Annotated in this window: 22 protein-coding genes and 1 riboswitch; of the genes, 11 read left to right on the top strand and 11 right to left on the bottom strand. The window is 73.3% G+C overall.

What is annotated here, in order from left to right:
- Positions 1-21: 21 nt before the first annotated feature.
- Positions 22-753, bottom strand: a complete 732-nt coding sequence (locus FHX71_RS25130) for a TetR/AcrR family transcriptional regulator (protein ID WP_182620253.1) — start codon at positions 751-753, stop codon at positions 22-24.
- A gap of 183 nt (positions 754-936) precedes the next feature.
- Between FHX71_RS25130 and FHX71_RS25125 the strand changes: the two genes are divergently transcribed.
- Genes FHX71_RS25125 through FHX71_RS25115 form a run of 3 tightly spaced genes read left to right on the top strand, consistent with a single transcriptional unit; the run spans position 937 to position 4626 of the window.
- The gene (locus FHX71_RS25125) at positions 937-2259 is read left to right on the top strand and encodes an acetyl-CoA C-acetyltransferase (protein ID WP_182620252.1); all 1323 of its coding nucleotides are present in this window, start codon (positions 937-939) and stop codon (positions 2257-2259) included.
- A gap of 52 nt (positions 2260-2311) precedes the next feature.
- A complete protein-coding gene (locus FHX71_RS25120) occupies positions 2312-3655 on the top strand; it encodes a 3-oxoacyl-ACP reductase (RefSeq protein ID WP_182620251.1) in 1344 nt (447 codons plus the stop codon).
- On the top strand, positions 3652-4626 hold the full coding sequence (locus tag FHX71_RS25115; RefSeq protein ID WP_182620250.1) for a MaoC/PaaZ C-terminal domain-containing protein: 975 nt from the start codon (positions 3652-3654) through the stop codon (positions 4624-4626). The genes FHX71_RS25120 and FHX71_RS25115 overlap by 4 nt, the downstream gene beginning before the upstream one ends.
- A 153-nt stretch (positions 4627-4779) precedes the next feature.
- On the opposite strand, the gene FHX71_RS25110 is transcribed toward FHX71_RS25115, so the two are convergent.
- On the bottom strand, positions 4780-5640 hold the full coding sequence (locus FHX71_RS25110; RefSeq protein ID WP_182620249.1) for an alpha/beta hydrolase family protein: 861 nt from the start codon (positions 5638-5640) through the stop codon (positions 4780-4782).
- 123 nt (positions 5641-5763) lie between these two features.
- On the opposite strand from FHX71_RS25110, the gene FHX71_RS25105 reads away from it, so the two are divergent.
- Positions 5764-6759: a helix-turn-helix domain-containing protein gene (locus FHX71_RS25105; protein ID WP_182620248.1), complete on the top strand. Its 996-nt coding sequence runs from the start codon at positions 5764-5766 to the stop codon at positions 6757-6759.
- 27 nt (positions 6760-6786) lie between these two features.
- Complete coding sequence (locus FHX71_RS25100; RefSeq protein WP_182620247.1) at positions 6787-7680, top strand: LLM class flavin-dependent oxidoreductase; 894 nt, start codon at positions 6787-6789, stop codon at positions 7678-7680.
- 306 nt (positions 7681-7986) lie between these two features.
- On the opposite strand, the gene FHX71_RS25095 is transcribed toward FHX71_RS25100, so the two are convergent.
- The gene (locus tag FHX71_RS25095) at positions 7987-8808 is read right to left on the bottom strand and encodes a mechanosensitive ion channel family protein (RefSeq protein WP_312877211.1); all 822 of its coding nucleotides are present in this window, start codon (positions 8806-8808) and stop codon (positions 7987-7989) included.
- A gap of 250 nt (positions 8809-9058) precedes the next feature.
- Between FHX71_RS25095 and FHX71_RS25090 the strand changes: the two genes are divergently transcribed.
- Positions 9059-10573 carry an amidase gene (locus FHX71_RS25090; RefSeq protein ID WP_182620246.1) on the top strand — a complete coding sequence of 505 codons (1515 nt, stop codon included), beginning with the start codon at positions 9059-9061 and terminating at the stop codon, positions 10571-10573.
- A 167-nt stretch (positions 10574-10740) separates the two neighbouring features.
- Positions 10741-11343 (top strand): hypothetical protein, encoded by a 603-nt coding sequence (locus FHX71_RS25085; RefSeq protein ID WP_182620245.1) that lies wholly within the window; start codon positions 10741-10743, stop codon positions 11341-11343.
- 45 nt (positions 11344-11388) lie between these two features.
- On the opposite strand, the gene FHX71_RS25080 is transcribed toward FHX71_RS25085, so the two are convergent.
- On the bottom strand, positions 11389-12807 hold the full coding sequence (locus tag FHX71_RS25080) for an aminotransferase class V-fold PLP-dependent enzyme (RefSeq protein WP_182620244.1): 1419 nt from the start codon (positions 12805-12807) through the stop codon (positions 11389-11391).
- Positions 12808-12838: 31 nt separating this feature from the next.
- Positions 12839-12952, bottom strand: a riboswitch (SAM riboswitch).
- Positions 12953-13249: 297 nt separating this feature from the next.
- Here FHX71_RS25080 and FHX71_RS25075 point away from each other — a divergent pair.
- Both FHX71_RS25075 and FHX71_RS25070 read left to right on the top strand, forming a co-directional pair.
- Complete coding sequence (locus tag FHX71_RS25075) at positions 13250-13699, top strand: rhodanese-like domain-containing protein (RefSeq protein ID WP_182620243.1); 450 nt, start codon at positions 13250-13252, stop codon at positions 13697-13699.
- Positions 13696-14961, top strand: coding sequence for an O-succinylhomoserine sulfhydrylase (locus FHX71_RS25070; protein ID WP_182620242.1), 1266 nt, complete (start codon positions 13696-13698; stop codon positions 14959-14961). The genes FHX71_RS25075 and FHX71_RS25070 overlap by 4 nt, the downstream gene beginning before the upstream one ends.
- Before the next feature lie 116 nt (positions 14962-15077).
- Here the strand turns inward: FHX71_RS25070 and FHX71_RS25065 are convergent, their stop codons facing one another.
- On the bottom strand, positions 15078-17552 hold the full coding sequence (locus tag FHX71_RS25065; protein ID WP_182620241.1) for a glycoside hydrolase family 3 protein: 2475 nt from the start codon (positions 17550-17552) through the stop codon (positions 15078-15080).
- Between the two features lie 151 nt (positions 17553-17703).
- Between FHX71_RS25065 and FHX71_RS25060 the strand changes: the two genes are divergently transcribed.
- A complete protein-coding gene (locus FHX71_RS25060; RefSeq protein WP_182620804.1) occupies positions 17704-18489 on the top strand; it encodes an MBL fold metallo-hydrolase in 786 nt (261 codons plus the stop codon).
- Between the two features lie 149 nt (positions 18490-18638).
- On the opposite strand, the gene FHX71_RS25055 is transcribed toward FHX71_RS25060, so the two are convergent.
- From FHX71_RS25055 to purS, 3 genes are read right to left on the bottom strand one after another with little or no spacing between them, the layout of a single operon-like run.
- Positions 18639-19865, bottom strand: coding sequence for a GNAT family N-acetyltransferase (locus FHX71_RS25055; RefSeq protein WP_182620240.1), 1227 nt, complete (start codon positions 19863-19865; stop codon positions 18639-18641).
- Between the two features lie 27 nt (positions 19866-19892).
- Positions 19893-20642 (bottom strand): phosphoribosylformylglycinamidine synthase subunit PurQ, encoded by a 750-nt coding sequence (purQ, locus tag FHX71_RS25050; protein WP_182620239.1) that lies wholly within the window; start codon positions 20640-20642, stop codon positions 19893-19895.
- Entirely contained in the window at positions 20642-20929 is a 288-nt protein-coding gene (gene purS, locus FHX71_RS25045; RefSeq protein ID WP_182620238.1) for a phosphoribosylformylglycinamidine synthase subunit PurS, read from the bottom strand. Before purS ends, purQ begins: the two co-directional genes overlap by 1 nt.
- A 200-nt stretch (positions 20930-21129) precedes the next feature.
- Here purS and FHX71_RS25040 point away from each other — a divergent pair, with 200 nt between their 5' ends.
- Positions 21130-21882, top strand: a complete 753-nt coding sequence (locus tag FHX71_RS25040; RefSeq protein ID WP_182620237.1) for a DUF8692 domain-containing protein — start codon at positions 21130-21132, stop codon at positions 21880-21882.
- Here FHX71_RS25040 and FHX71_RS25035 read toward each other — a convergent pair.
- The 3 genes from FHX71_RS25035 to FHX71_RS25025 form a co-directional block, all read right to left on the bottom strand.
- On the bottom strand, positions 21872-22630 hold the full coding sequence (locus FHX71_RS25035) for an alpha/beta hydrolase family protein (protein WP_182620236.1): 759 nt from the start codon (positions 22628-22630) through the stop codon (positions 21872-21874). The genes FHX71_RS25040 and FHX71_RS25035 overlap by 11 nt on opposite strands.
- Before the next feature lie 178 nt (positions 22631-22808).
- Positions 22809-24215 (bottom strand): glycoside hydrolase family 6 protein, encoded by a 1407-nt coding sequence (locus FHX71_RS25030; protein WP_312877209.1) that lies wholly within the window; start codon positions 24213-24215, stop codon positions 22809-22811.
- A gap of 144 nt (positions 24216-24359) precedes the next feature.
- Positions 24360-25463: a LacI family DNA-binding transcriptional regulator gene (locus tag FHX71_RS25025; RefSeq protein WP_182620234.1), complete on the bottom strand. Its 1104-nt coding sequence runs from the start codon at positions 25461-25463 to the stop codon at positions 24360-24362.
- Positions 25464-25558: the final 95 nt, after the last annotated feature.

Here is a 25558-nt window from a genome sequence, read left to right as displayed (position 1 = left end):
TGTCGGGAGGGTGGGTCAGGATCAGGCGGTCGCGGGTGCGGCGCCGGGCCGGTCGTGATGCAGCACGCCCACGGGACCGGTCCAGAGCCAGAGGGTCACTCGCTCGGTGAGCTGTTCACGGGTCAGCGGCGTCGACTCGACGGTGCGGTGGCCGAGCCACCACTCACCCGAGCCGCGCACGAAGCCGACGGCGCCCGCGGCCCAGGCCGCGGCGTCGGCCGGGGGGACGTCGGTGGCCCGCGCGAACGGCTCCGCGACGAGCTCGATCACCGAGTCGAGGTAGGCGCCGAGCGGGTGCAGGTCTGCCGGGGTGGTCGCGCCGGCGTCCTCGGCGGGTGCCGGGGCGCGGCGGCCGCGCCGTCCGCTCTCGACGGGGGCCGGCTCGTTGCCGCCGATGGCGGTCCGGGTGACGAACCAGTAGACGTTGGGCGAGCTCTCGATCATCTCGAGGTAGACGCGCACCATCTCGCGGAGCGCCATCTCAGGGTTGTCCGCCTGCTGCGCGGCGGCGCGCAGCGCGTCGTGCATCTGCATCACCACGGTCTCGGCGACGGCGAGCCGCAGGCCCGCCTTGTCGTCGAAGTACCGGTAGACGATGGACTTGGACGTCCCGGCGGCCGCGGCGATCTCGTCCATCGAGACCGCGGGCCCGAGGCGGTGCACGGCCTTGCGCGCGGCGCGGACGAGCTCGGCCCGACGCGCCGTGCGGTGGTCGTCCCAGCGGGTCGAACGACCGTCGACTCCGATGCTCATCGGTCCGCCTCCCCACCTTGACTCGCTAGAGGTCTTGTGATTCGTCTCACGAGACTGAGAGTATCAGGTACTGTGAGTCCTGGGCACCACCCGGGGCGAACCGGGTCGCGGCCCGGCCTGGTCTCGACAAGGCTCGACCCAACGAAGCCCTCTGCCCGACGACGAACGACAAGGAACAGTGACGTGTCCACTACCCCCGCCCCCGTCCCGTCCACGCGCGAAGCCGTGATCATCGGCGGCAACCGCATCCCGTTCTCCCGCGCCGGCAAGAAGTACGTCCGGACCAGCAACCAGGACATGTTCACCGCGGCCCTCGAGGGGCTCGTCGCCCGCTTCGGCCTGCAGGGCGAGCGCCTGGGCGAGGTCGTCGGCGGCGCCGTGCTGAAGCACAGCAAGAACTTCAACCTCGTCCGCGAGAGCGTGCTGGGCTCGTCCCTCGCGCCCACCACGCCGGCCTACGACGTGCAGCAGGCCTGCGCCACCGGCCTCGAGGCCGCCATCGCGGTGACGAACAAGATCAAGCTCGGCCAGATCGAGTCCGCGATCGCGGGCGGCACCGACACCGTCTCGGACGCGCCGATCGTCGTCAGCGACCGGCTCCGCGCCGCCCTGCTGGACGCGAACCACGCCAAGACCACCGGAGCGAAGGTCAAGGCCCTGCTGCAGATCCGTCCCAAGGACCTGGCCCCGGCCACGCCGAGCACCGGCGAGCCGCGCACCCACCTCTCGATGGGCGAGCACCAGGCCATCACGACGGCGAAGTGGGGCATCTCCCGCGAGGCGCAGGACGAGATCGCGTTCAACTCGCACCAGAACCTCGCCCGCGCCTGGGAGTCCGGCTTCTTCGACGACCTGGTCACGCCGTACAAGGGCCTGACCCGCGACGACAACCTGCGCGCCGACACCTCGCTCGAGAAACTCGCGAAGCTCCGGCCCGTGTTCGGCGCCAAGCTGGACGACGCCGCCACGATGACCGCGGGCAACTCGACGCCGCTGACCGACGGCGCGTCCGCCGTCCTGTTCGCGTCCCGCGAGTGGGCGGAGGAGCGGGAACTCCCGATCCTCGCGAAGTTCGTGGACGCCGAGACGGCGGCCGTCGACTTCGTGCACGGGCACGAGGGCCTGCTCATGGCCCCGGTCGCGGCGGTCCCGCGCCTGCTGGCCCGCCAGGGCCTCACGCTGGAGGACATCGACTTCTTCGAGATCCACGAGGCGTTCGCCTCCACGGTGCTGACCACGCTCGCCGCGTGGGAGGACGAGGAATACTGCCGTACGGAGCTCGGGCTCGACGGCGCGTTCGGCAAGGTGGACCGCAGCCGGCTCAACGTGAACGGCTCCTCGCTCGCGGCGGGCCACCCGTTCGCCGCGACCGGTGGGCGCATCATCGCGACCGCCGCCAAGCTGGTCTCCGCCAAGGCCAGGGAGACCGGGCAGCCCGCTCGCGCGCTGATCTCGGTCTGCGCCGCCGGCGGCCTGGGCGCGGTCGCGCTGGTCGAGTCCGTGTGAGGCTGAGTCTGTCTGCGTCTGCCCGAACCGCCCCGTTATCGAAGAGGACATCGTGACCGACAGCTATCTCAACCTGGCCAACGGGACGCTCAAGCCCGTCTTCAAGAAGCTGGGCCTGCCCCAACCGGCCATCCTCCGGCGCTACCGGCCCGGTAGCCCGCTCACCGTGGGCCCGGTCCTGGTGGTGTCCGACGACGCGTCGGCCGCCGACGCCGACGCCGTCGCCAAGGTCCTGACCGGCTGGGACGTCGACGTGCGCCGCAGCCCGGAGACCGCCGACGGCGAGCGGTTCGGCGCCGTCGTGCTGGTGCTGACCGGTGCCGAGACGCCCGCCGCGGTCTCCGCCCCCGTGCTCACCGTCGCCGGCACGCTGCGGCGCCTGGCGGGCAACGGCCGGGTCGTGACGGTCTCCCGCGCCGTGGCCGACGGCGACGCGCCGGTCCTGGCCGCGACCCGGGGCGGCGTCGAGGGTCTGGTCCGCTCGCTCGGCAAGGAGCTGCGCGGCGGCTCCACGGCCAACGGCATCCAGCTCACGGGCGACGCGGCCGTCGACTCGGCCTCGGCCGTGGCCACGCTGCGCTTCTTCCTGTCCGCGAAGTCGGCGTACGTGGACGGTCAGCTCCTGCCCGTCGGCCCGTCCGACGCCGCCGGGCCGGTCGACTGGGAGGCCCCGCTGGCCGGCCAGGTGGCCGTCGTCACCGGTGCCGCGCGCGGAATCGGCGCGGCGATCGCCCGGACCATGGCCCGCGACGGCGCCAAGGTGGTCGTGATCGACGTGCCGCCCGCCGGCGAGTCGCTCGCGACCGTCGCGAACGAGATCGGCGGCGTCGCGCTCCAGCTCGACATCACCGCCGACGACGCGGCCGACAAGATCCTGGCCGCCACCAAGCCGCTCGGCGGCCTGGACATCCTGGTCCACAACGCCGGCATCACGCGCGACAAGCTGCTCGCCAACATGACGGCGGACAAGTGGGACCCGGTCATCGCGGTGAACCTCACGGCGCAGCTCCAGATCAACGAGCGCCTGCTCGCGGCCGGCGTCGAGGGCCTGCGGATCGTCTCCCTGGCCTCGACCACCGGCCTGGCCGGCAACCGGGGGCAGACCAACTACGGCTACACGAAGGCCGGGGTCATCGCGAACGCCGCCGCGGGCGCTCCCGTGCTCGCGGCGACCGGCGGCACGACGAACGCCGTCGCGCCGGGCTGGATCGAGACCGAGATGACCGCGAAGGTACCCGCGCTCACCCGCACCGTGGCGCGCCGGATGCCGTCGCTGGGCCAGGGCGGCCTGCCTGTGGACATCGCCGAGGCGATCTCCTTCCTCGCGTCCGGCCCGGCCGCCGGGATCAACGGACAGACCCTCCGGGTGTGCGGCCAGCACATGGTGGGCAAGTGACGGGACGGCACGAGGGCGCGCCGACGGCGCCGGAGTCGTACGGCGTGACCGATCTTCCTGCGCTCCCGAAGCTGGGCGGGCTCTTCACGAAGGGCGTCGCCGGGTCCGCCGGCAAGCGCCCGAAGGGCGAGGTCCGGCTGCCCGAGGTGGTCTACCGCGTCGCGCGGGTGGACACCTCGGGCGAGGGGGCGCATCTGGCGGCCTACCTGGACCTGCTGGGCGAGCCGTCGTCCGACGTGCTGCCCGCCGGGTTCCTGCACGTGCTGGCGTTCCCGCTGGCCACGGCCGTGATGGTGCGCGGCGACTTCCCGCTGCCGCTGCTCGGCATGGTGCACCTGAAGAACGTGGCGCGGGTGCTGCGGCCGGTGCGGCTGGGCGAGACGGTCGAGGTGCGGGCGTGGGCGCAGGACGCCCGGGCCCACCGCCGCGGCGTCCAGGTGGACCTGGTCGCCGAGGTGCTCGTGGACGGCGACCTCGCCTACCAGGGCGTCTCGACGTACCTCGCCAAGGGCTTCACGGCGCCCGACGGCGCGGCCCCGGCCCAGGAGTCCCCGCGCGAGGAGTGGACGGCACCCCTGCCGACGGCGCGCTGGAAGCTCGGCGGCGGGACCGGCCGGGCCTACGGTGCGGTGTCCGGCGACCAGAACCCGATCCACACGTCGAGCCTGGGCGCCAAGGCGTTCGGGTTCCCGCGGGCGATCGCGCACGGGATGTACTCCGCGGCGCGTGCGCTGGCCGAGGTCGGGCCCGCGCGGCGCGGCGAGGCGTACGAGTGGACGGTCGAGTTCTTCCGGCCGGTCCTGCTGCCGGGGACGGTCGACGTGGCGATCCGGTACGTGTCCGACGTGGACGCGGTGGGGTCGGGCTCGGCGGGCGTGGCCCGGGAGGGCGCGGCCGGCGGGTTCGTCTACGACGGCTGGCGCTCCGGCAAGGGCACCCGCAACTTCCGGGGCACGGTCCGCCCCCTCTGACGGTCCCCTTCGACGCGACGTCGGGCCCGGTTGTCCGACGTCGGGCCGCGACCGTCCGACGTCGGGCCCGGGACGTAACTCTCCTTCGAGACCTAAGTTTCTTCGCTTTCGGGCGCTCGAGAGCGAAGAAACTTAGGTCTCGAAGGCGAGGCGTCAGGACGCAGTGCGGAGGGCCAGGCGCGGGAGCAGGATCTGCTCCCAGAGGACCGCGCGCTTGGGGCGGAAGAAGCCCGAGTGCCCGATCCGGGTCAGGCCGTGGTCGGCGGCCCGCATCTCGACGAGCTCCACCGCGGTGCCCGGGAACTCGCGGCTCCAGTACCGGATCGACTCGGGGGAGATCAGCTCGTCGTCGGCCGTCCACAGGGCGGTGACCGGCGTCGCGACCTTCGCGAAGCGGTCGCGCAGCTCGGGGTGCTCGCTGAACAGGTAGTCCGGGTGCAGGCACCAGCGGCCCCACTGGCGCATGACGCCGGCGGGCAGGTCGTCGAGGATGCGGAGCCGCCGGCCCGGGTAGTAGCCCGCGACCGCCGTCGCGGCCGGCGCGATGACGCGCCAGAGCAGCGGCGACCAGGTGCGGATCGTCGGCGCGGCCTTGCCCCGCCAGCCGGTCCCCGACGTCACCATGACGCAGCGGTCGACGCCGACGTCGGCCAGGAAGCCCAGGCTCTGGCCCCCGAACGAGTGGCCGACCCAGGTGAGCGGGACGCCGTCGGCGTCGGCCCGGGCGCGCGCGTGTGCCGCGGCGACCTCGGCGTCGTGGTACCAGTCGAGAGCCGTCGCGCGGGAGTCCCGCAGGGGGCCGTAGAGCTCCGGGTCCGAGCCGCGGTAGGAGAAGGTGAGCACCGCGAAGCCACGCTCGGCGAGCCAGGCAGCGGTGTGCCGGTAGAAGCGCATCGGCATGGCCATGGCGGGTGCGATCACCACGACGCCGACGGGGGCGCCGTCGGGCAGGAACCAGCGGCCCGCTACCCGCTCGCCGCCGTCGGCGAGGAAGCTCACGTCTTCGGTGCTCACGTCGGGGAGGCTACCAACCGGACCGCCGGCCGCCGCCCCGAGGTACCCGGACAAAAGCGTCGAAGCGCACCTCTGGCGTATCCTCGCCACGGCGCGGTGAAATTCATCCGGCGGGAGAATGACATGCTCAGTGACGTGCTCGGCCTGACCAAGTCGCAGTCGCTCGCGTATCGGGAGCTCGTGGCCTCCCCTTCGCTCGACGCGGCGGAGCTGGCGCAACGGCTCGGGTGCGACCCGGGCGATGCCCTGGACGTGCTCCGCACCCTGGAGAGCCACGGCCTCGCCGCGCGACAGAGCGCCGACGACTCCCGCTTCCAGGCCGCACCCCCGGAGATCGCGCTCGGCGCGCTCCTCGCCCGGCGCAAGGACGAGATCCGCGCGGCGCAGGTCGAGCTGATCGAGCTCGAAGAGGACTTCCGGCGCTCGTCGGCGCTGCGGCCGGCGACCGACGTGGTCGACGTCGTGCGCGGGGCCGACGCCGTGAAGCACCGCATCATGCAGCTCCAGCTCGGGGCGCGCGAGACGGTCGAGTCGTTCACCAAGCCGCCGGTCTTCGTGATGTCCGCCGAGGACAACACCGCGGAGGACCAGGCCGTGGCACGCGGCGTCCGGTACCGGGTGGTCGTGGACCGCGTGTTCCTCGACACGGGCATGATGCGCGTGGACGACGTCGCCGAGGCGATCGACAACGGCGAGGAGGTGCGGTTCTCCGAGCGGGTGCCTATCAAGCTGTTCATCATCGACCGCCGCCTCGCGTTCGTGCCGATCCAGACCGTGGTCGACGCCGAGGACTCCGACCTGACGCCCGACCTGGTGGGCGCGCTGATCATCCACCCGTCGGGCCTGCTCGACGCCCTGATCGCCCTGTTCGAGGCCGTGTGGCGCGACGCCACGCCGTTCGCGCGGCCGGGCGAGCACGCGGGCGGCTCCGACCTCGACCACCAGGACGTCCGCATCCTGGGGCTGATGCTCGTCGGCCTCACGGACCAGTCGGTCGCCAACCAGCTCGGCCTCTCCCTGCGGACGGTGCAGCGCCGGGTCAAGGTGCTGATGGACGTCGCCGGGGTCTCGACCCGGATCCAGCTCGGCTGGCACGCCGCGCGTAAGGGCTGGATCTGACGGCACGCGGCGTGACAGCGTGAGCCCATGACCACACTGGCGTGCATCATCCGCCCCTCGACCCCGCCGTCCCGCGTGATCCCGCTCGCCCGCGCCGTCGAGGCAGCGGGGATCGAGGAGATCTGGCTCTGGGAGGACTGCTTCCAGACCGGCGGCATCTCCGCCGCGAGCGCGATCCTCGCCGCGACCGAGCGCGTCCGCGTGGGGATCGGCGTGATTCCGACGCCGCTGCGGAACGTCGCCCTCACCGCGATGGAGGTGGCGACCGTCGACGGGATGTTCCCGGGCCGGCTGCTGCCTGGCATCGGGCACGGCGTTCAGTCGTGGATGGGCCAGGTGGGCGCCCGCGCCGCGTCGCCCCTGACCCTCATGCGGGAGTACGCGACGACGCTGCGCGCCCTGCTGGCCGGGGAGAGCGTGACGACGTCGGGCCGGTACGTGAACCTCGACGACGTGAAGCTGGACTGGCCGCCGGCCCGGCCCGTGCGCGTGCCCGTCGCCGCGACGGGGCCCAAGTCGCTGCGCCTCGCGGGCGAGGTGGGCGACGGCGTGGTGCTGGAAGGCTCCGTGGGCCTGGTCGGGCTGCCGGCCGCCCTGGAACTGGTCGCCGAGGGCCGTGCGGCCGCCGGGCGCGAGGGCGACGAGTTCTCCGTGGTGCAGTTCGTCACCGGCGGCACCGGACCCGGCGCCGCCGAGCGGCTGCGCGCCGAGCTGACCGAGTGGGGCCAGGACGTGTCCGACGACGAGAAGCTGGCGGGCTACGCGGTCTGGGGCGACGCCCTGGCGCTGGCCGAGGGCGTGCGCCGGCTCGGTGCGGCCGGGGCGGACACCGTGGCGATCCAGCCGACCGTGGACGACCCGGACCTGGAGCGGCTCGCCGAGGTGCTGGGCGAGGCGCGGGAGCTGCTGAGCCGGGACTGACGGGGGCTGAGTCGGGGCTGACGGGGGCGGAGCCGGCGCTGACGGGGGCGGAGCCGGCGCTGACGGGGCCGGCGGGTGGCCGAGGCCGGTGAGCCGATCTCCTTCGAGACCTAAGTTTCTTCGCTTTCCGGCGTTGGAAAGCGAAGAAACTTAGGTCTCGAAGGAGAGTCGCGGACGGCGGCAGGACGACGCCGGGGTCGCACCGTCTCGTGGACGGCGCGACCCCGGCGTCGTGGTGCGCGAGCTTCAGTGGTGCGCGAGCGTCAGACGTCGCGCGGCTGCACGGCGCGCGTCAGACGTCGAGCGTCAGACGTCGCGGGGCGGCGGGGCGAACGTGCCCGGCGCGCCGGGGGCCGGGGCGGGCCCGCCGTTCGGGTCCGCGGCGGGCGCGGCAGCGGCGCCGGCGCCGTCCGAGAGATTGCCCAGGAAACCCTCGACGCGCGAACGCATGGGGCCGATCAGCGCACCGCCGACACCGACGATGAGAATGCCGGCGATCGTCGCCAGGAATGCCACGAGGACGGGCATTGTCACGGTGGTGCCGATGCCGATCTGGTTCACGGCCGCGATAACACCGAGCGCGATGATGAAGAAGGAGACGGTCTTTGCCACCAGCGGGCCGTAGGAAACACGGCTCATGGTGTTCAGAAGAAGGTCCTTGACGGCATTCGCGATGGCGCCGGCGATCACCACGATGACGATCGCGACGACCAGGCTCGGGAGCCACGCCACGATGTCGTTGACGATGGCGCTCACCGGGTTGGTGGGCCCGAACGCGCTCAGCGCGAGCTGGAGCGTGATGAGCAGGATGAAGTAGTAGATGATCTTCGTGAGCAGCGAGATCGGCTCGATGCCCGACCCGGCGAGGAGCCGGTTGGCGCCAGCCCGCTCGAGCACCCTGTTGAAGCCGATGCGCGTCAGGATCATCCCGACGAACCGGGCGATCGCCTTGGCGATGAAGTAGCCGATGAGGAATACGACCAGAAACACGAGAAGCTTCGGGATGAAGCTCGCGACGGCGCTGAGCGCGTTGGTCAGCGGCGCCAGCCAGTCGACCTGGTCCGGCACGACGAGTGCCGTATTGAAGAATGTCATGGTGCTTTCCCCCTTCGAGATCTTTCCGGTCACCTCGGGCGCGCCGTGACGGCGCGGCGCAAAGGTGCCAGCACTGGACGAACATAAGCCTGAGAAGCGCATTCTGCGCGGCGGGAATTGACGAAATGGACCACCATTTCGCGCCGACGAAGAACGTCACCGCAGGTCACATCGTTGAAGGCCTGCCGCAAGATTCATGCGTCCGGATCATTCCGCCGGCGAGCGCGTGAGACATCAACGACATTCCGGAGCCCGATCGGGCCCGACCGCCTAGCCTGGCGTGATGGATGCCCTGCACGAACGGACCGCCGTCGAGCTCCGCGACCTGCTCGCCGCCGGAGAGCTCACCCCCACCGAGGTCGCCGAGCACTTTCTCGGCCGGATCGAGAGGCTGAACCCCGCGGTCGGCGCCTTCGCCACCGTCACCCCGGAGCTGGCACGCAAGCGCGCGGCCGAGCTCGAGGAGTCGCGGGGCTCCGGCTCCGGCGGGGGCACACCGCCGTCGTCGGGCGCCCTGTGGGGCCTGCCGACCGGGGACAAGGACCTGTGGAACCGCGCGGGCGTGCCCACCGGCTTCGGGTCGCGCGCCTTCGCGGGGCTGCCCCCGGCCCAGGAGAGCGACGAGATCGTGCGGGTGCTCGACGACGCCGGCATCGTCAGCCTCGGCAAGACCGCCGCCCCCGAGCTCGGCTTCCCTGCCTACACCGAGCCCGTCGGCGCCGCGCCCGTGGTCACGCCGTGGGACCTGACCCGCGGCGCGGGCGGCTCCAGCGGCGGTGCGGCCGCGGCGGTGGCTGCGGGCATGCTGCCGTTCGCGCCCGGGTCCGACGGCGGCGGGTCGGTCCGCATCCCGGCGGCGGCCTGCGGCGTCGTCGGCCTCAAGCCCACGCGCGGGCTGCTGCCCGCTGGCAGCGGCGTCGACTCGCTGGGCGGGCTGGTCGTGAACGGGCCGATCGCGCGCACCGTCGCCGACACCGCCCTGCTGCTGGAGGCGATGCTCCCGCGGCGCGCCGGGGGCGGCGTCGCGCACCCGTACACGCTGCGGGCGCCGTCGTCCGCCGCGGGCGCGTACCTCGCGGCCGCGCAGCGGGCGGAGCTGCCCGCGGGCGGCGATGCCGCTCGCACGACCGGTGGTCGCACCGCGCGGATCGGGGTGACCACCTCCTCGGCGTGGGACGGCTTCTACGACATCGCCGTGTCCCTCGAGGCCCGCGCCGGGCTGGACGCCGGGGTACTCGCCCTGGCCGGCCTGGGGCACGAGGTCGACGAGTTCGCGCTGGCCGAGGCGCCCGAGTACGCCCCGGCGTTCCGGACCCTGTGGATGGGCGGCGCCTCGGCGGTGCCGATCGACGACCCGGAGATCCTGGACAAGCTGGAGCCGCTGACGCAGTGGCTCATCCGTACCGGCCGGACGGTCCCCGCCCGGCAGCTCGCGGAGGCGGTGCGGACGCTCACCGGCTACGAGCGCTCGCTCGTCGCGCAGGTCAGCGCGTACGACGCCGTCGTGACGCCCGCCCTCGCGCTCACCCCGCGCCCTGTCGGGTGGTACGACGCCGAGGACCCCGAGCGGAACTTCGAGCAGCAGTGCCAGTACACGCCATTCACGTCGATGCTGAACGTCGCCGGGCTGCCCGCGATCACGGTGCCGACGCACTGGACCGAGCCCACCGCCGACGCGCCCGCGGGGCTGCCCATGGGGGTGCAGATCATCGGCCGGCCGGGCGGCGAGCGCACGCTGCTGGCCCTGGCGGCGCAACTGGAGTCCGTCGTCTCACGCCCGCGCGCGTTCCCCCTCTGACCCCTCCCTCGTGTCAGACGTACAGGTCCCTCGGGGGACCTGTACGTCTGACACGGGGCTTCAGTGGTGGCCGAATGTCGTTCCGTGCCTCGGCGGCCCGTGGTTGGGTACCCCTAGAGGGTATTCATGACGACGGCGGAGCCCGCCGGGACAGGGAGACCGGGACGATGACCGAGACGTTCGAGACGACCGTCCCCGCACGGCCGAGCCGCTGGACCGGGACCTGGCCCGCCAACACCGCGTGGATCGTGGTCGGCGCCCTGACCGGCTTCGGGCTCCTGGTCGGCGGCACGGCGATCGCGGGCGGCACCTGGCAGGACGCCGTGGCCGAGGACCCGACCACCGCCGTCGGCGTGGCGGCCCTCTGCTATCTGGCCGCCGCGGTGGCCGGCGTGCGCTGGACGGCGTGGCTGGTCGCGCTGCTGGCGTCCGTGATCCCCGTCGCGTCGGAGCTGCTGGACACACCCCGCTGGATCGCGTTCGCCCTGGTGGGCCTGGTCCTGACCGGCATCGGGCTGGCCCGCGGACGGCGCGCGACCTGGCCCCAGGCCCTCGCGATGGCCGGCTACTTCGGCGTCGCGACCGCGGCCCTGTTCCTGGAGCCGCGGCTCGGGCTGGCCCTCGCGGGCCTCGCCCTCGCCGCGCACGCCGGGTGGGATGTGGTGCACTACCGCCGCGACGTCGTGGTGAACCGTTCGCTGGCCCTGTGGTGCATCGGCCTGGACCTCACGCTGGGCGGCATCTGCGTGGCGCTGGCGCTGGCGCTGTAGCTGTCAGACGTACAGGTCACCGGGGTGACCTGTACGTCTGACACGTCAGTCCTCGTCGGGGAGGCAGCCGAAGGCCTCGTCGAAGCCCAGGGCGGCCGTCGCGAGCAGGCCCGCCAGGCCGGAGCCCTCGGGCACAGGACGCGGGTCGTCGATCACGACCCACAGCCCGTCGACGACGTCGTACCCGGCCTGCGGGCCGTCCTCGACCAGGCTGCCGACGGCGGCGATCAGGCGCTCGATCTCCTCGCCCGCGGTGCCGACGCCGACCGAGGCACGCACGGCCCCGGCGTCGAAGCCGAGCCGGCCGAGCAGCGGGTGCGCGCAGAAGCGGCCGTCGCGCACGCCGATGCCGTGCTCCGCGGACAGGTAGGCGGCGACGAGGCCCGGGTCGTACCCGGTCACGGTGAAGGTGACGACGCCGACCGGGTCGACGGCGTCGGCCCAGACCCGCACGACCTCGACGCGGTCGATCGCCTCGAGCCCCGACACGAGCCGGCGGCGAAGCGTGTTCTCGTGGGCGACGACCTCGGCCGCGTCCAGCGCGGCCAGCTCCTCGCAGGCCGCGGCGAGCGCGACGGCGCCGATGACGTTGGGCGAGCCGGCCTCGTGGCGGGCGGGCCCCTCGTGCCAGTCGGTGCCGCCGACGCGCACCCGCCGGACGGCGCCGCCGCCCGCGAGGTACGGCGTGCCGGCGTCGAGCCAGTCGCGGCGGCCCACCAGCACGCCGGCGCCGAACGGGGCGTAGGTCTTGTGCCCGGAGAAGGCGAGGTAGTCCACGCCGGTGGACTCCAGGGAGATGCGGCGGTGCGGCACGAGCTGGGCGCCGTCGAGCGCGACGCGCGTCCCGAACTCGTGGGCGACGGCGACGATCTCGCCGATCGGGAGGGACTCCCCCGTCACGTTCGACGCGCCGGTCAGGGCCAGGAGGGCGTACGGCCGGTCCTCCGCGGCGTCGGCCAGCTCCTCCCGGATCTGGGCGACGGTCTCGGCGACGGTCGCGCCGCCGGTCAGCACGGTCGCGCCGGTGGTGCGCTGCCAGGGCAGCAGGTTCGCGTGGTGCTCGACGTCGAGCACCAGCACGCGGCCGGGCTCGCCGTCGGCCTGCGCGGGGACGCAGCCGGCGAGGAGGTTGAGGGAGTCGGTGGTGTTCCGGGTGATGATCGTCAGGTCGTCCTCGCGGGCGCCGACGAAGGCCCCGATGGTGCGCCGGGCGGTCTCGTAGAGCGCCGTGCTCACCTGGGAGAGGTAGCCCGCGCCGCGGTGCACGCTGGCGTACAGGGGCAGCACCTGGGTGACGCGGTCGGCGACGGCCTGCAGGGCCGGGGCGGACGCGGCGACGTCGAGGTTCGCGTACGAGACCTGGGTGCCGTCCACGAGCGGGACGAGCGTGCCGCCGCCGACGACGGGGCGCAGCGGGGCGAGGTCGGTCACCGCGGTGGCACGGCTGAGAGTGGGAGCAGACATGGCGTCCTCCAGCACAGTCCTGGGGGAGGTTCCCCCGCGCTTGCCGCACGCGGGTGCGCACGGCCTGGTCGTCACCCGGGGCACCCCACCGCGGAGGGAGGGTTGCCGGCCAGCGAGCCGGGGCTTGACGCTGGCACTCATGACCTGCGGACATCCTGTGCTGCGGGCAAAACCCCTGTCAACGCATGTCTCAGATGCTGGTCCCACCTGCTGGTCGGGGCCTGGCATCGTCGTCACCGGAGCGAGAACCGGCTTCCCTACCGGATTGGTCGGGTTGCCTGTCGAGACACTGTTCCACCCACCGGACACATGTCGTAGGGTTGTCAGCGACCATCCCGAGCGGCCGAGTGACGTGGCACGACGACGCCGCAGCAACCCAGCGTTCCCCGCAGCAGCGGAGGACGGACGAGGGTGCTACCGCCACGACCGATGGAGGAGCATCATGAGCGACCCCGCGCGCATCGAGGCACGGCCGGCCCAGGGCTACGCCGGTGACATCACGCCCCAGCAGGCCTGGGACCTGCTCGCCGGCGACCCGACGGCCACCCTGGTGGACGTCCGCACCGAGGGCGAGTGGCGCGCGATCGGCATCCCGGACACCGCGTCGCTGGAGAAGCAGCCCGTGTTCGCCGAGTGGGTGCAGGCCGGCGGCGTGCCCAACCCGCGGTTCCTGGAGGAGCTCCGGTCGGCCGGCGTCTCCGACGGGCCCATCGTCTTCCTGTGCCGCTCCGGCCAGCGCTCGATCGCCGCGGCGCGGCTCGCGACGTCGTCCGGCATCGCGCCGTCGTACAACGTGCTGGAGGGCTTCGAGGGCGCGCCCGGCGTGGACGGCGTCCGCGACCAGCAGGGCTGGAAGGTCGCCGGCCTGCCGTGGACGGCGGGCCCCGCGTGACCGTCACCGGTGCGTACCCGCCCGACGCGAACCCGGGCGGTTCCGGCCGCAAGCCCCTGCCCGACGGCGTCCGCCCGGCGACCCTCGCCGTGCGCGGCGGCCACCAGCGCAGCGAGTTCCAGGAGACCAGCGAGGCGCTGTTCCTCACGCAGGGCTACGTCTACGACAACGCCGCCGAGGCCGAGGCCGCCTTCAAGGGCGACGTCGACCGGTTCGTCTACTCGCGCTACGGCAACCCGACGGTGCACACCTTCGAGGAGCGGCTGCGCCAGCTCGAGGGCGCCGACGCCTGCTACGCGACCGCGACCGGCATGTCGGCGGTGTTCACGTCACTGGCCGCGCTCGTCGAGTCGGGCTCGCGGATCGTGGCGGCCCGGGCGCTGTTCGGGTCCAGCGTGGTGATCTTCGAGGAGATCTTCAAGAAGTGGGGCGTGCGCACCGACTACGTGGACGGGCACGTGCTCTCCCAGTGGGAGGAGGCCCTGGCCACGCCCGCGGACGTGGTGTTCTTCGAGACGCCGTCCAACCCGATGCAGGACATCGTGGACGTGCGCGCCGTCGTGGACCTGGCGCACGCCGCCGGGGCGACCGTGGTGCTCGACAACGTGTTCGCGACGCCGCTGCTGCAGAAGCCGCTGGAGCTCGGCGCCGACGTCGTCGTCTACTCGGCGACCAAGCACATCGACGGGCAGGGCCGCGTGCTGGGCGGCGCGATCCTCGGCTCGACCGACTACATCACCGGGCCCGTGCAGACGTTCATCCGCAACACGGGGCCGTCGCTCTCGCCGTTCAACGCGTGGACCCTGCTCAAGGGCCTGGAGACGCTGCCGGTGCGGGTCGCCGCCCAGAGCGCGAGCGCCCTCGCCGTCGCGCACGCCCTGGAGGAGCTCCCCGGGGTGGGCACCGTGCGCTACCCGTTCCTGGACTCCCACCCGCAGGCCGACCTGGCGCGCAGCCAGATGGGCGGCGGCGGCACCGTGGTCACGTTCGACCTGGCGGTCCCCGAGGGCACCGACGACGACGCGGCGAAGCGGCACACGTTCACGTTCCTCGACGCCCTGCGGCTGGTCGACATCTCGAACAACCTCGGCGACGCGAAGTCCCTGGTCACGCACCCGGCGACGACGACGCACCGCAAGCTGGGCGCGCCGGGACGGGCCGCCGTCGGCATCGCGGAGACGACCGTGCGGCTGTCGGTGGGCCTGGAGGACGTCCGGGACATCATCGAGGACGTCGAGCAGGCCCTCGCGGCGACGAGATAGAACCAGGGCGAGATAGAACCAGGGCGAAGTAGAACTCTGGCGAGGTAGAACTGCAGCGAGGTAGAACCGCAGTACATCGCGGTTCTACCTCGCTGCAGTTCTACCTCGCTGGGGTTCTATCTCGGCAGGGCCGCGTTGAGGATGCCGCGCGCCACGCCCGTGCGGCCCTCCAGGAGGGCCACCTCCGACGTCGCGATCGCGCGCGACGCCGCGGGCGGCACGCCGTCCGCCGGGTCGAGCACGGCGTCCTGCAGCGTGAGCCGCTGGTCACCGTGGTGTCCCTTGCCGGTGGTCAGGCCCCAGCCGAACGGGAAGAGCGGGTCGTAGTCCCGGTCGCCCACGTTCACCACCGGGTCGTCCGCGGAGCGCGGCCACGAGACCGGCAGCTTGCCCGTGAACCTCCGGTCGCCGAACAGCACGTCCGCGACGCCGGCGCCCTCCGTGCCGGGCAGCCACGACGCGACGAGCGCGTCGATCGACCCGAGCTGCTCGGTGAGCACCTGCGGCCGCCCCGACACCACAAGGACCACGCAGGTCCTGATCTCGGAGCAGACCTTCTCCACGACCTCGGCGTCGCCGGGCTGCAGGGACATCGACTTCTCCTCGCGGGGCACCCCGCCGTCGGCCGGGTCCCAGGCCCACTCGGGCCCGCCCACGTCGCCGAACCCCTCGGCGTACGGGGTCTCGCCCACGACGACGACGCCGACGTCTGCGCCGTCGGTCGGCGCGGACGCGTCCTCGCTGAACGTGACGTCGTCGGCCGCCGCCTCGATACCCTCCAGGATCGTGGTGCCCGGCGTGACGTCGCCCGAGAAGCCCTGCCACGTGCCGGTCCAGCCGCCGGCCTGGTTGCCCAGGTCGTCGGCGTTGCGGCCCGCGACGTAGATGCTGTCGCGGTCGTCCAGGGGCAGCGCACGGCGGCTGTTCTTCAGCAGCACCTGCGACTTCGCGACCGCCTCGCGGGCGATCGACCGGTGCTGGGCGGAGCCGATCTCGTCGGCGTGCGAGCGGTCCGCGTACGGCTCCTCGAACAGCCCGAGCTCGAACTTGGCGGTCAGGATGCGGGACACGGCGTCGTCGATGCGCCGCTCGCTGACCTGGCCGTCCTGCACCGCCGCGACCAGCCGCGTGTGGAACCGCTCGAACTGCGACGGCTCCATGAACATGTCGATGCCGGCGTTCACGCTGGTGACGATCTGGGCGGTGGTCGGCGAGTCGGCCGCCACCGGCGGGATCTGGTGGATGCCCTGCCAGTCGCTGATCACGAAGCCGTCGAAGCCCTGCTTCTGCTTGAGCCACCCGGTGACCAGCTCGCGGTTCGCGTGCATCTTCACGGGGTTGCCGAGGCCGTCGTCGGTCCAGTCGATGCTGGAGAAGCTCGGCATGACCGAGCCGACGCCGGCCTTCAGCGTCGCGACGTAGGGCGGCAGGTCCACCTTCTCGACGTGGCGCCGGCTCTGCTCGGTGATGCCCTGGTCGATCGTGTAGTCGCCCTCGCCGGTGCCGAAGGTGGTGTCGCCGTCGCCCACGAAGTGCTTGGCGGTGGCGAGCACGGACCGGTTGCTCTCCAGGTCCCTGCCCTGGAACCCGGCGACGGCGGCCGCGCCGAGCACGCTCGCGAGCGCGGGGTGCTCCCCGAACGACTCGTACGTGCGGCCCCAGCGGTCGTCGCGCACCACGCACACGCACGGCGCGAAGGTCCACGGGATGCCGGTCGCGCGCGTCTCGGTCGCGACCATGCGCTCCGCCCGCGTGACCAGCGCCGGGTCGCGCGTGGCGCCGAGCCCGATGTTGTGCGGCAGGATCGTCGCGCCGAACAGGTTGCCGTGGCCGTGCACGGAGTCCACGCCGTAGACCAGCGGGATCTGCAGCCGCGTCGAGAGGGCCTGCGTCTGGAAGCCGTCGATCGCGTCGGCCCAGGCCTCGGGCGTGTTCTCGGCGGGCGTCGAGCCGCCGCCGCTGAGCACCGAGCCGAGGCCCAGCTCGGCGATGGCCGCCGGGTCGCTCGTGACGTTCGCGCGCTCGGCCTGGGTCATCTGCCCGACCTTCTCGGCGAGGGTCATGCGGCCCAGCAGGTCGGCGACGCGCTTCTTGGTCGACAGCCGCGGGTCGAGGTACGGCAGCCCGTGCGCCCGCACGACGACGGCGGGCCGGCCGGAGACCTCCGCGTCCCGCGACCGCAGGGTCACGGGCACGGTCTCCGCCGTCTCCCCCGCGTCGGACGCGCGGGTGGCGATCTGGAAGGTGCGCTGGGTGCCGGACGGCGTGCCCGCGGGGAACTCGACGGTGCCGGAGGCGGCGGCGTAGTCGGCGTCGGCGGTGGCCGTGCCGGAGCCGGTGCTCCAGCCGACGCTGACCGGTGCGGCGAGGGCGGCGCCGTCGGCCGCCTCGACCGTCAGGGTGACCGCGGCGGTGTCGCCGTCGTCCACGAAGGTGACGGAGCCCGCGCGTACGACGGGCTGTTCGGCCGTGGTGGCCCGGGTGGTCTGGGGAAGAGTGAACAGTGTCGTGACGGCGAGCGCCCCCACGGCGATGAGTGCCGGTGTTCTGCGGACGCGGTAGTGCTGCGCCGCGCCTGAGATGGCGGACATCTGAGGTATTCCTCTCTTCTTTGGGAGGTGATTTACCGATCACACACCGCGTTCTCGCAGGACACAACCGGTATTGACCCCTGGATAGGGTGATTCGGTGCACCCCATTGCCCCCTTCGCGTCCGTGCTGCGGGCCGACAACCCCGGCCCGATGACGCTCGACGGAACCCGGTCGTACGTGCTGCGCGCCCCTGGTGCGCCCGGCCGCGTGGTCGTGGACCCCGGCCCGGACCTGGCGCCGCACCTCACCGCACTGGCCGACGCCGGCCCCGTCGACCTGGTGCTCGTGACCCACCGGCACGCCGACCACACCGGCGGTCTGGCGCTGTTCCGGGAGCTCACCGGGGCGCCGTCGCGCGGGGTGTCGGCGGAGTTCTGCGCCCCGGGCGGCGGCGCTGCGGACGGGAGCGGTGCGGGCCCTCTGGTGGACGGCGAGGTGCTGGAGGTGGCGGGCCTGCGTATCGAGGTGCTGGCCACGCCGGGGCACACCGCGGACTCGGCGTGCTTCGTGGTCTCCGTGCCCGGCGACCCGGCGTCGGGCACCGTGGTGCTCACCGGCGACACCGTGCTGGGCCGCGGCACCACCGTGCTCGCCGAGCCGGACGGCTCGCTGCGCGACTACCTGGCCTCGCTGGACCGGCTGAGCTCGCTCGACCTGCCCGACCCGGTGCCCGGTCTGCCGGGCCACGGGCCGGTCCTCCCGGACCTGCGCGCCGCGGTGCACGCGTACCGCGAGCACCGCACGGAGCGCCTGGACCAGGTGCGGTCCGCGCTCACCGCCCTCGGGGTCACGCTGCCCGACGACGAGGGCCCGCTCCCGGACGCCGTGCTGGACGCGGTGACCGGCGCCGTCTACTCCGACGTCGACGCGTCGGTGCTGCCGGCGGCCCGCTCGTCGGTGCGGGCGCAGCTGGAGTATCTGCGCGGGCGGCCCTAGGGAGTTCCGCCGTCCCGGCCGGGGCTCACGCATGGCTCGGGAAGTACGTTGCGCAGCCGAGGGGGTAACGCTGAGCCAGCAGTGCTACCTCTGCGTTACCCCCTCGGCTGCGCACATCTTTCCCCGGCACTGCCTCGTCGCGCCCAGGGTCAGAGCGGCTTGCCCAGGAAGAGGAGCAGCGCGTCGTCCGGGTCGTGCGGCGGGTAGGGCAGCACCGGCCGGTAGCCGAGATTCACGTAGAGCCGCAGCGCCTCCGGCTGCCGGATGCCCGTGCCGAGGTAGAGCGCGAGCCCGCCCCGGCGTCGGGCCTCGGCCTCGATCTGCCGGACCAGGGCCGTCGCCACGCCCGCGCGCCGCGCGGCCGGGTCCACGAACACGTTGCGCATCTCGAAGCCGTGCGACTCCGTCGCCCCGCCGTCCACCGTTCCGGCGAGGGTGGGAACGGCGGGAACGGCAGGCAGCCCGCCGACGCCGCGCAGCGGGTCAGCGGCGAGGTGCTCCGGGCCGATCGGCGCCGCGGCGACCGACGCGCAGCCCACCGGCTTCCCGTCCAGGACCGCGACGAACGTGGCAAGGGCGGCGCGCCCGCGCTCGGCGTCGGCGACCTCGTGGCCGCCGCGCGCCTCGATGTCGCGCGCCATCTGCGGGTAACGCTCCTGGTGGAAGGCCCACATGGCGAGCCGCAGGGCGGCGGCGTCCGGGTCGTCCCAGGGCGCCTCGCGGAGCACCAGGGCGGGCGGGGTCTCGACAAGCTCGACCAGCGAAGGCTCGACCAGCGAAGGCTCGACCGGCGGTGCCACGCCGGCTGGAGCTGCGTCCTGCGGGCCGGCGTCCGGCACCAACCACTTGCCGAAGCAGCGCGAGCCCGGCTCGTCGGAGAACACGCCGAACGACTCGACGGGGTCGTAGCCCAGCCGCAGGTACAGCCCGAGCGACTCGGGCTGCATGAGCCCGGTCTCCAGGACCAGGTGCCGCACGCCGGCGTCGCGGGCGACGTCCTCCGCGGCGCTCATCAGCGTGCGGGAGAGCCCGCGCCCGCGGAAGCCCGGCGCCACGTACACGCGCTTGACCTCGGACGTGCCGTCGGGGTGCAGGCCGCCCCGGTAGTCGTCACGGCCGGACAGGTCGCGCAGCGCGGCGTGCCCGGCCGGTGCGCCGTCGACCCGCAGCAGCAGGGTCGCGAACACGTTCGACGGGTCGACCTGGTCGCGCGCGTCGGGCACGGGGGCGCCGTCGGCATCCGTCGTCGACGGCCGGCCGGGCTGCGTGTAGCGCAGGTCGATCTCGTGCTGCTGCTCGGCGCGCAGGCGGACGGCGTCCGCGTGGTCCCAGCCGACCGTCTCGATGGTGAGACCCGCGAGGACCTCAGCGACCATGACCGCCTGCCGGGACCTGACCCGTGGTCACGCGTGGACCAGGGAGGACAGCACCGACGTGAAGAACGTCAGCCCGTCGACGCCGGCGCGCGGACCCTCGGCGGACGCCGGGCCGAAGCCGGCCTCCACCGCGTGCTCCGGGTGCGGCATGAGCCCCACCACGTTGCCGCGGTCGTTGGTGATGCCCGCGATGTCGCGGCGGGACCCGTTCGGGTTCCAGCCGTCGTAGCGGAAGACGACACGGCCCTCGCCCTCGAGCTCGTCGAGGGTGCGCTCGTCGGCGACGAACTGGCCGTCCTGGTTCTTCAGCGGGATCGTGATCTGCTGACCCCGGCGGAACTCGTTGGTCCAGGCCGTGCGCGCGTTCTCGACGACGAGCGACTGCTCCCGGCACACGAAGTGCAGGTGGTCGTTCTTGACCATCGAGCCCGGCAGCAGGTGGGCCTCGGTGAGGACCTGGAAGCCGTTGCAGATGCCGAGCACCGGCATGCCGCCGTTGGCGGCGTCGACCACGGCGGCCATCGCGGGCGCGAACCGGCTGATCGCACCGGCGCGCAGGTAGTCGCCGTAGGAGAACCCGCCCGGCAGCACCACGGCGTCGACGTCCTGCAGCGACTCGTCGGCGTGCCAGAGCGACACGGCCTCGGCGCCGGCGAGGCGCACGGCCCGCGACGCGTCACGGTCGTCGAGCGTCCCGGGGAACGTGATGACGCCGATGCGGGCGCCGGCCAGCACGGGGGCCGCCACGGCGGCGGGCATCGGCTCGGTGACCGACATCAGGCGCTCACCGGGGTGCCGGTCGCCTCACCCGGGACCGCGGCGGCGTCGACGACCGAGACGACGTCCTCGATCACCGGGTTGGACAGCAGGGTGGCCGCGGCCTCCCGGGCGGCGGCGAGGATCTCCGGCGTGACCTCACCGTCCACCTCGAGCTCGAACCGCTTGCCCTGACGCACACCGGAGAACTGGGTGAAGCCGAGGCGCGGCAGCGCTCCGACCACAGCCTTGCCCTGGGGGTCCAGGATCTCGGGCTTGGGCATGACCTCGACGACGACGCGTCCCACGAAGGCTCCTTGAAGGTGAGGGAATTCCGGGAAGAGTCTACGTGCGCCGCGGGGTGCCCCGCTGTCCGTGGACAGTGACCTGCGCCCACGTCCGCGGCCGGGCGCGATGAGAGCACTCTCATCGCGTTCTCCTCACCGGTTCATCGGGCGGCGGGAGCGTAGGCCGCGTCCACGTCACCGCAGGTCAGAGGAGAACAGCAGTGCACACGCGAGCCGTCGAAGCCCTCGGGCTGCACCACCGTCCGGCCGCCGGGCTCCTCGGGATGCTGGTCACGGTGGCGCTCGGCCTGAACCTGCTCTTCCTCACGCACTCGTTCCTCGGTGTCCCCGAGCACGAGGGCTTCCGCTTCGAGAAGGAGCGGGGTATCCCCGCGGTGGTGGGGTTCGTGTACACCGCGTGGGCGGCGGGGCTCGCCGCCTACCTCGCCGTGACGCACCGGCAGGCCGTGCTGGCGGGGTGGTCCGCCCTGTTCGCGGTGCTGCTGGCCGACGACTTCCTCATGCTGCACGAGCGCATGGCCAAGGTGGTCGCGGCCGCCGTCGACGTCCCGCACCCCTACGGCCAGCCGGTCGGCGAGATCGTCTGGCTCGCGTTCACCGGCTCCGTGCTGCTGGCGGCCATCGCGGTCGGGTACCGGTTCGCGACGCCGGAGTGGCGGGCGGCGTCCCGCGTGCTCCTCGTGCTGCTCGCCCTGCTGGTGCTCTGCGGCGTCGGGCTCGACGCCGTGCACGGGTTCACGACGAACCAGGGACCGTGGCACGTGGTCATGAGCTCGCTGGAGGACGGCGGCGAGGTGCTGCTGCTCGGCGTCGTCGTCACGTTCCTCTACGCGCTCGCGTTCTGCGGGCACCGGTCGACGCCGGAGACGCTGGCGTCGGGCCGGCGGACACGGAGCCGACGGGTACCGGGCCGACGGGCGTTGAGCCGGCGGCCGCGCCACCTCACGCGGTGAGGTACTGGTCCGCCCAGGCGCTGATGATGCGGGCGGCGCGCTTGGCCTGACCGGGCGCGGTGAGCAGGTGGTCCGCGCCCTCCAGCGACACGAACGATCGGGGGTGCCGGGCCTCCCGGAAGATCTCGCCCGCGTTCGAGATGTCCACGGTGCTGTCCGTCGGCGAGTGCATCACCAGCAGCGGCGACCCCAGCTCACGGATCTTGGAGCGCAGCTCGGCCCGCCGCACGTCCTCGACGAAGTGCCGCTTCAGGGTGAGCGCGCGGCCGCCGACCATCCACTGGGCGTGGCCGTCGTCGAACACCCGGCCCAGGACGGCGTCGTAGTTGTGCTCCGCGTGCCGCGGCTGCACGGGGGCGCCGATCGTCGCGACCGCCTGCACGCCCGGGACGTCCGCGCCGGCGGCGATCACGGCGGCCCCGCCGAACGAGTGCCCCACCAGGAGGTGCACCGGCATGTCGTGGTCGGCCATGAACTGGGCGGCCTGCACGGTGTCGGCCACCTTGTGCGTGAACGACCCGTCGCCCCAGTCGCCCTCGGAGTCGCCCAGGCCCAGGTTGTCGAAGCGCAGCATGCCGATGCCCTCGCTCGCGAGCTGCTTGCAGATCCGCGCCGCGGCCGGCGAGTCCTTGCCCAGCGTGAACCCGTGGGAGAACACGCCCCAGCCGCGCACCTCGCCCTCCGGCCGGTCGATGATGCCCGCGAGCCGTGGCCCCGTGGTGCTCTCGAACGTGACGCGCTCAGCCACGACCACTCCCCTTCTCGACGAAGCGGCGATGTTAACGCCACCCGGGTTTCGCGGAGGTGACGCCGACGCGCAGCGAGACGGGGGCGCTCGACCCTCACCTTCGAGACCTAAGTTTCTTCGCTCTCGTCGGGCCGAGAGCGAAGAAACTTAGGTCTCGAAGGGGAGGGGGCAGCCGGGCCTAGCCGATCGCCGGGTACGCGTTGGCGACGAGCATCTCGAACTGCGCCTGGAACCAGTGGCCCGACAGCGGCGCGTCCGCGAGGGCGCCCGTGAACCGGCCGCCCAGCTCGCTCGACTGGTACGTCGGGTCGCACATGCGGTCCAGCCGCTTGCCCTCGTCGTTCGGGATCTCCGTGGACGACCCGTCCGACTCGCCCGGCGGCTTGACCCACACGTAGGCGTCGAGGTGCGACTCGGCGTGGCCCGACGGCGCGACGGTCGGCCGCTCCCCGATGCCGGCGCCCGCCGGGTTGCACCACGCGCCGCGGTGGTTGCGGCGGTCCACCTTGGACTGGTTGACGTAGGTGTTCAGGTCGGTCGACGTGCTCACCGCCGTCGGACGGGCCGCCCCGCCCCAGCCGTTGCGGCTGGTGTCGACGAGCATGCCGATGCTCGACGGCGCACCCTGCGCGACCATCAGGTCGTAGAGGTTCGCGGTCCAGTCGATCTCGTCGAAGTCCGGGTTCCACTCGAACCAGCCCGCGGACTTCACCTGGCCGCCGCCGACCTGGAGGTCGGGGTTGGTCAGGAACGGCTCCTCCAGCGGCGTGGTGTTCGCCGTGTTGGTGACGAACCCGGACACGGCGGCCCACCCGTAGGTGCTGCCCTCGATGACGTTCGCGAACTCCTGGGCCGCACCGCTGGAGTTGTTGGGCCAGCCGAGCCAGCCCGAGTGCGCCGCGTCGATGTAGGAGTACACGTTGCCGACCTCGTACAGCTCGGAGATCGCGTACTGCACGCCCTCGCGGTAGTACGGCGCCGCGGCGACGCAGTCGGCGTCGGACTGGTTGGTCACCAGGTTGGGCAGGGAGTCGGGCTCGATCGTGGCGACGATCCGCAGGTTCTCGTACTCGGGCCGGTCCAGCAGCGCGACGATCGGGTCGATGTACTCGGTCTTGTACCGCGTCATCCCGGCCGCCGTGGCGGGCAGCTCACCGTTCGAGGCGAGCGCGTGGCAGTCGCGCCCGGGCAGGTCGTAGATCACCACGTTGAACACCAGGGGCGAGCCGCCCGACTGCTCCACCGCCTGGTCGAGGTGCCACTCGAGACCGTTCTGCCGCTCGGTCCCCTCGATCGCGGCGATGCGGTCCATCCAGACCGACGTCGGCTCGTCGGCGATGGCGCGCATGTCGGCCGCGAGGCCGGCGTCGCCCACCTCGTCGGCCGCCGTCTCGACCAGGGCCGACCAGTCCGGGTTGACGTACTGCGCGGCCCCGACGAACGGGTTGTCCTCCAGCGCGACGGCGGGTGCGCTGGAGACGGCGACGAGCGCGGGAGCCGCGAGGAGAGCGCCCACCGCCGCTGCCGCGACGCTGCGGGACCTACGTGGGGACGTGCCGCGGGTGCGGCGGGGTGCTGTGGACACGGTGACCTCCGTTGGCCGGACCGGGCGCGTACCGTGCCGGCCCCGGTTGGCCCGACGACGGTCCGCGCACCGCGGCGGCTCGTTCCGCCGCGGCATGGCGCAACCTTGCCTACCGTTTGACCTCGGCAGAACCGTCTTAAACGTTTAGTCGCCGGGCGGCGGCGCCGTCGAGCCACGGACGACGAGCCGCCCCACCGGCACGGTGCGCGGCGGTTCCACCCCCACGGACGGGGCCGCGCCCGACGACGTCCCGGCGCCCGGCGAGGGCCCCGCACCCGACACCGGCCCCGCCCCGAGCGCCGTGCGCAGCGCCCGGCCCGTCGCCCGGCCGAGCTCCTCGACCGGGTACGGCACGGCGGTCAGCGACGGCGCGGTCAGGTAGCACGCCGGCGAGTCCGTGCCGGCGACCACGGACAGGTCCCACGGCACGCCGAGGCCGAGCCTCCGGGCGACGTCGAGCACGAGGCCGGCGGTGGCGTCGTCGTCGGTCACGACCGCCGTGGGACGGTCGGCGGCGGCGAGCAGCGGCAGCAGCGCCGCCGCCGCGCGCTCGGGCCCGTCGCCCGCGACGGTGCGCAGCTCGATGCCGTGCCCCGCCAGCGCGGACCCCAGGGCGGCGGCCCGGCGGACGGGCGCCACGAGGCGCTCCGACCCGGCGACCATCGCGACCCGCCGGTGGCCGAGCTCCGCCAGGAAGGCGCCGACCTGGGCGAACGCGGCGCCGTCGTCGAGCACCACGTGCTGCCAGGTCGCGGGCCCGCCGTCGGGCGCGGTGCCCACCACGACGGCCGGCGCGGGCAGGGAGCGCAGGGCGGCGAGGCGCGCGTCGTCGACCCGCACCCCGGTGACGACGAACGCGCCGTAGCGCCGCTCGGTCCACCAGCGGTCCATGAGCCGCGCGGCGTCGGCGGGCGAACCCGCGACGTGCACGGCGAGCGTGAGGGTGTCCGGGCCGATGGTCTGGAGCGCGCCGGTGACGAGGTCGAGCGGGAACGCGGCCCGGGTGCCGAACGGCTGGTCGTGCACGACGACGAGCGCGGCGGCCGCCGGACCGCTGCGCAGCGAGCGGGCCGCGCTGGCCGGGCGCCAGCCGAGCTCGTCGGCCGCGCGGAGCACCCGCTCGCGCGTCGCCGCCGAGACCCCGCGGCGCCCGTTGAGCGTGTACGACACGACGGCGGTCGAGACGCCGGCGGCGCGCGCGACGTCGACGATGGTCGGCCGTCGCGCAGGGGACGAATAATCGGGCACTTCTGGATGTTTCGGTCGCGACGGTGGGACCATAACCACGTAGCATGCACCCTTGGGTGAATTTTGCACAGCGTCAACGAAGACGGGGTGTAAGC

It is taken from the genome of Promicromonospora sukumoe (genome assembly GCF_014137995.1).
Lineage (GTDB): Bacteria > Actinomycetota > Actinomycetes > Actinomycetales > Cellulomonadaceae > Promicromonospora > Promicromonospora sukumoe.
The sequence above is the reverse complement of the archived record's forward strand: the minus strand, read 5'-3'. Positions and strand labels throughout refer to the sequence as shown.

Excerpts from the sequence above, each read along its gene's own strand:
- FHX71_RS25085 (WP_182620245.1), top strand. The coding sequence starts at position 10,741 with ATGACCGAGACGTTCGAGACGACCGTCCCCGCACGGCCGAGCCGCTGG.
- purQ (WP_182620239.1), bottom strand. The coding sequence starts at position 20,642 with ATGTCGGTCACCGAGCCGATGCCCGCCGCCGTGGCGGCCCCCGTGCTG.
- FHX71_RS25090 (WP_182620246.1), top strand. The coding sequence starts at position 9,059 with ATGGATGCCCTGCACGAACGGACCGCCGTCGAGCTCCGCGACCTGCTC.
- FHX71_RS25055 (WP_182620240.1), bottom strand. The coding sequence starts at position 19,865 with ATGGTCGCTGAGGTCCTCGCGGGTCTCACCATCGAGACGGTCGGCTGG.
- FHX71_RS25075 (WP_182620243.1), top strand. The coding sequence starts at position 13,250 with ATGAGCGACCCCGCGCGCATCGAGGCACGGCCGGCCCAGGGCTACGCC.
- FHX71_RS25130 (WP_182620253.1), bottom strand. The coding sequence starts at position 753 with ATGAGCATCGGAGTCGACGGTCGTTCGACCCGCTGGGACGACCACCGC.
- FHX71_RS25065 (WP_182620241.1), bottom strand. The coding sequence starts at position 17,552 with ATGTCCGCCATCTCAGGCGCGGCGCAGCACTACCGCGTCCGCAGAACA.
- FHX71_RS25060 (WP_182620804.1), top strand. The coding sequence starts at position 17,704 with ATGACGCTCGACGGAACCCGGTCGTACGTGCTGCGCGCCCCTGGTGCG.
- FHX71_RS25080 (WP_182620244.1), bottom strand. The coding sequence starts at position 12,807 with ATGTCTGCTCCCACTCTCAGCCGTGCCACCGCGGTGACCGACCTCGCC.
- FHX71_RS25100 (WP_182620247.1), top strand. The coding sequence starts at position 6,787 with ATGACCACACTGGCGTGCATCATCCGCCCCTCGACCCCGCCGTCCCGC.
- FHX71_RS25105 (WP_182620248.1), top strand. The coding sequence starts at position 5,764 with ATGCTCAGTGACGTGCTCGGCCTGACCAAGTCGCAGTCGCTCGCGTAT.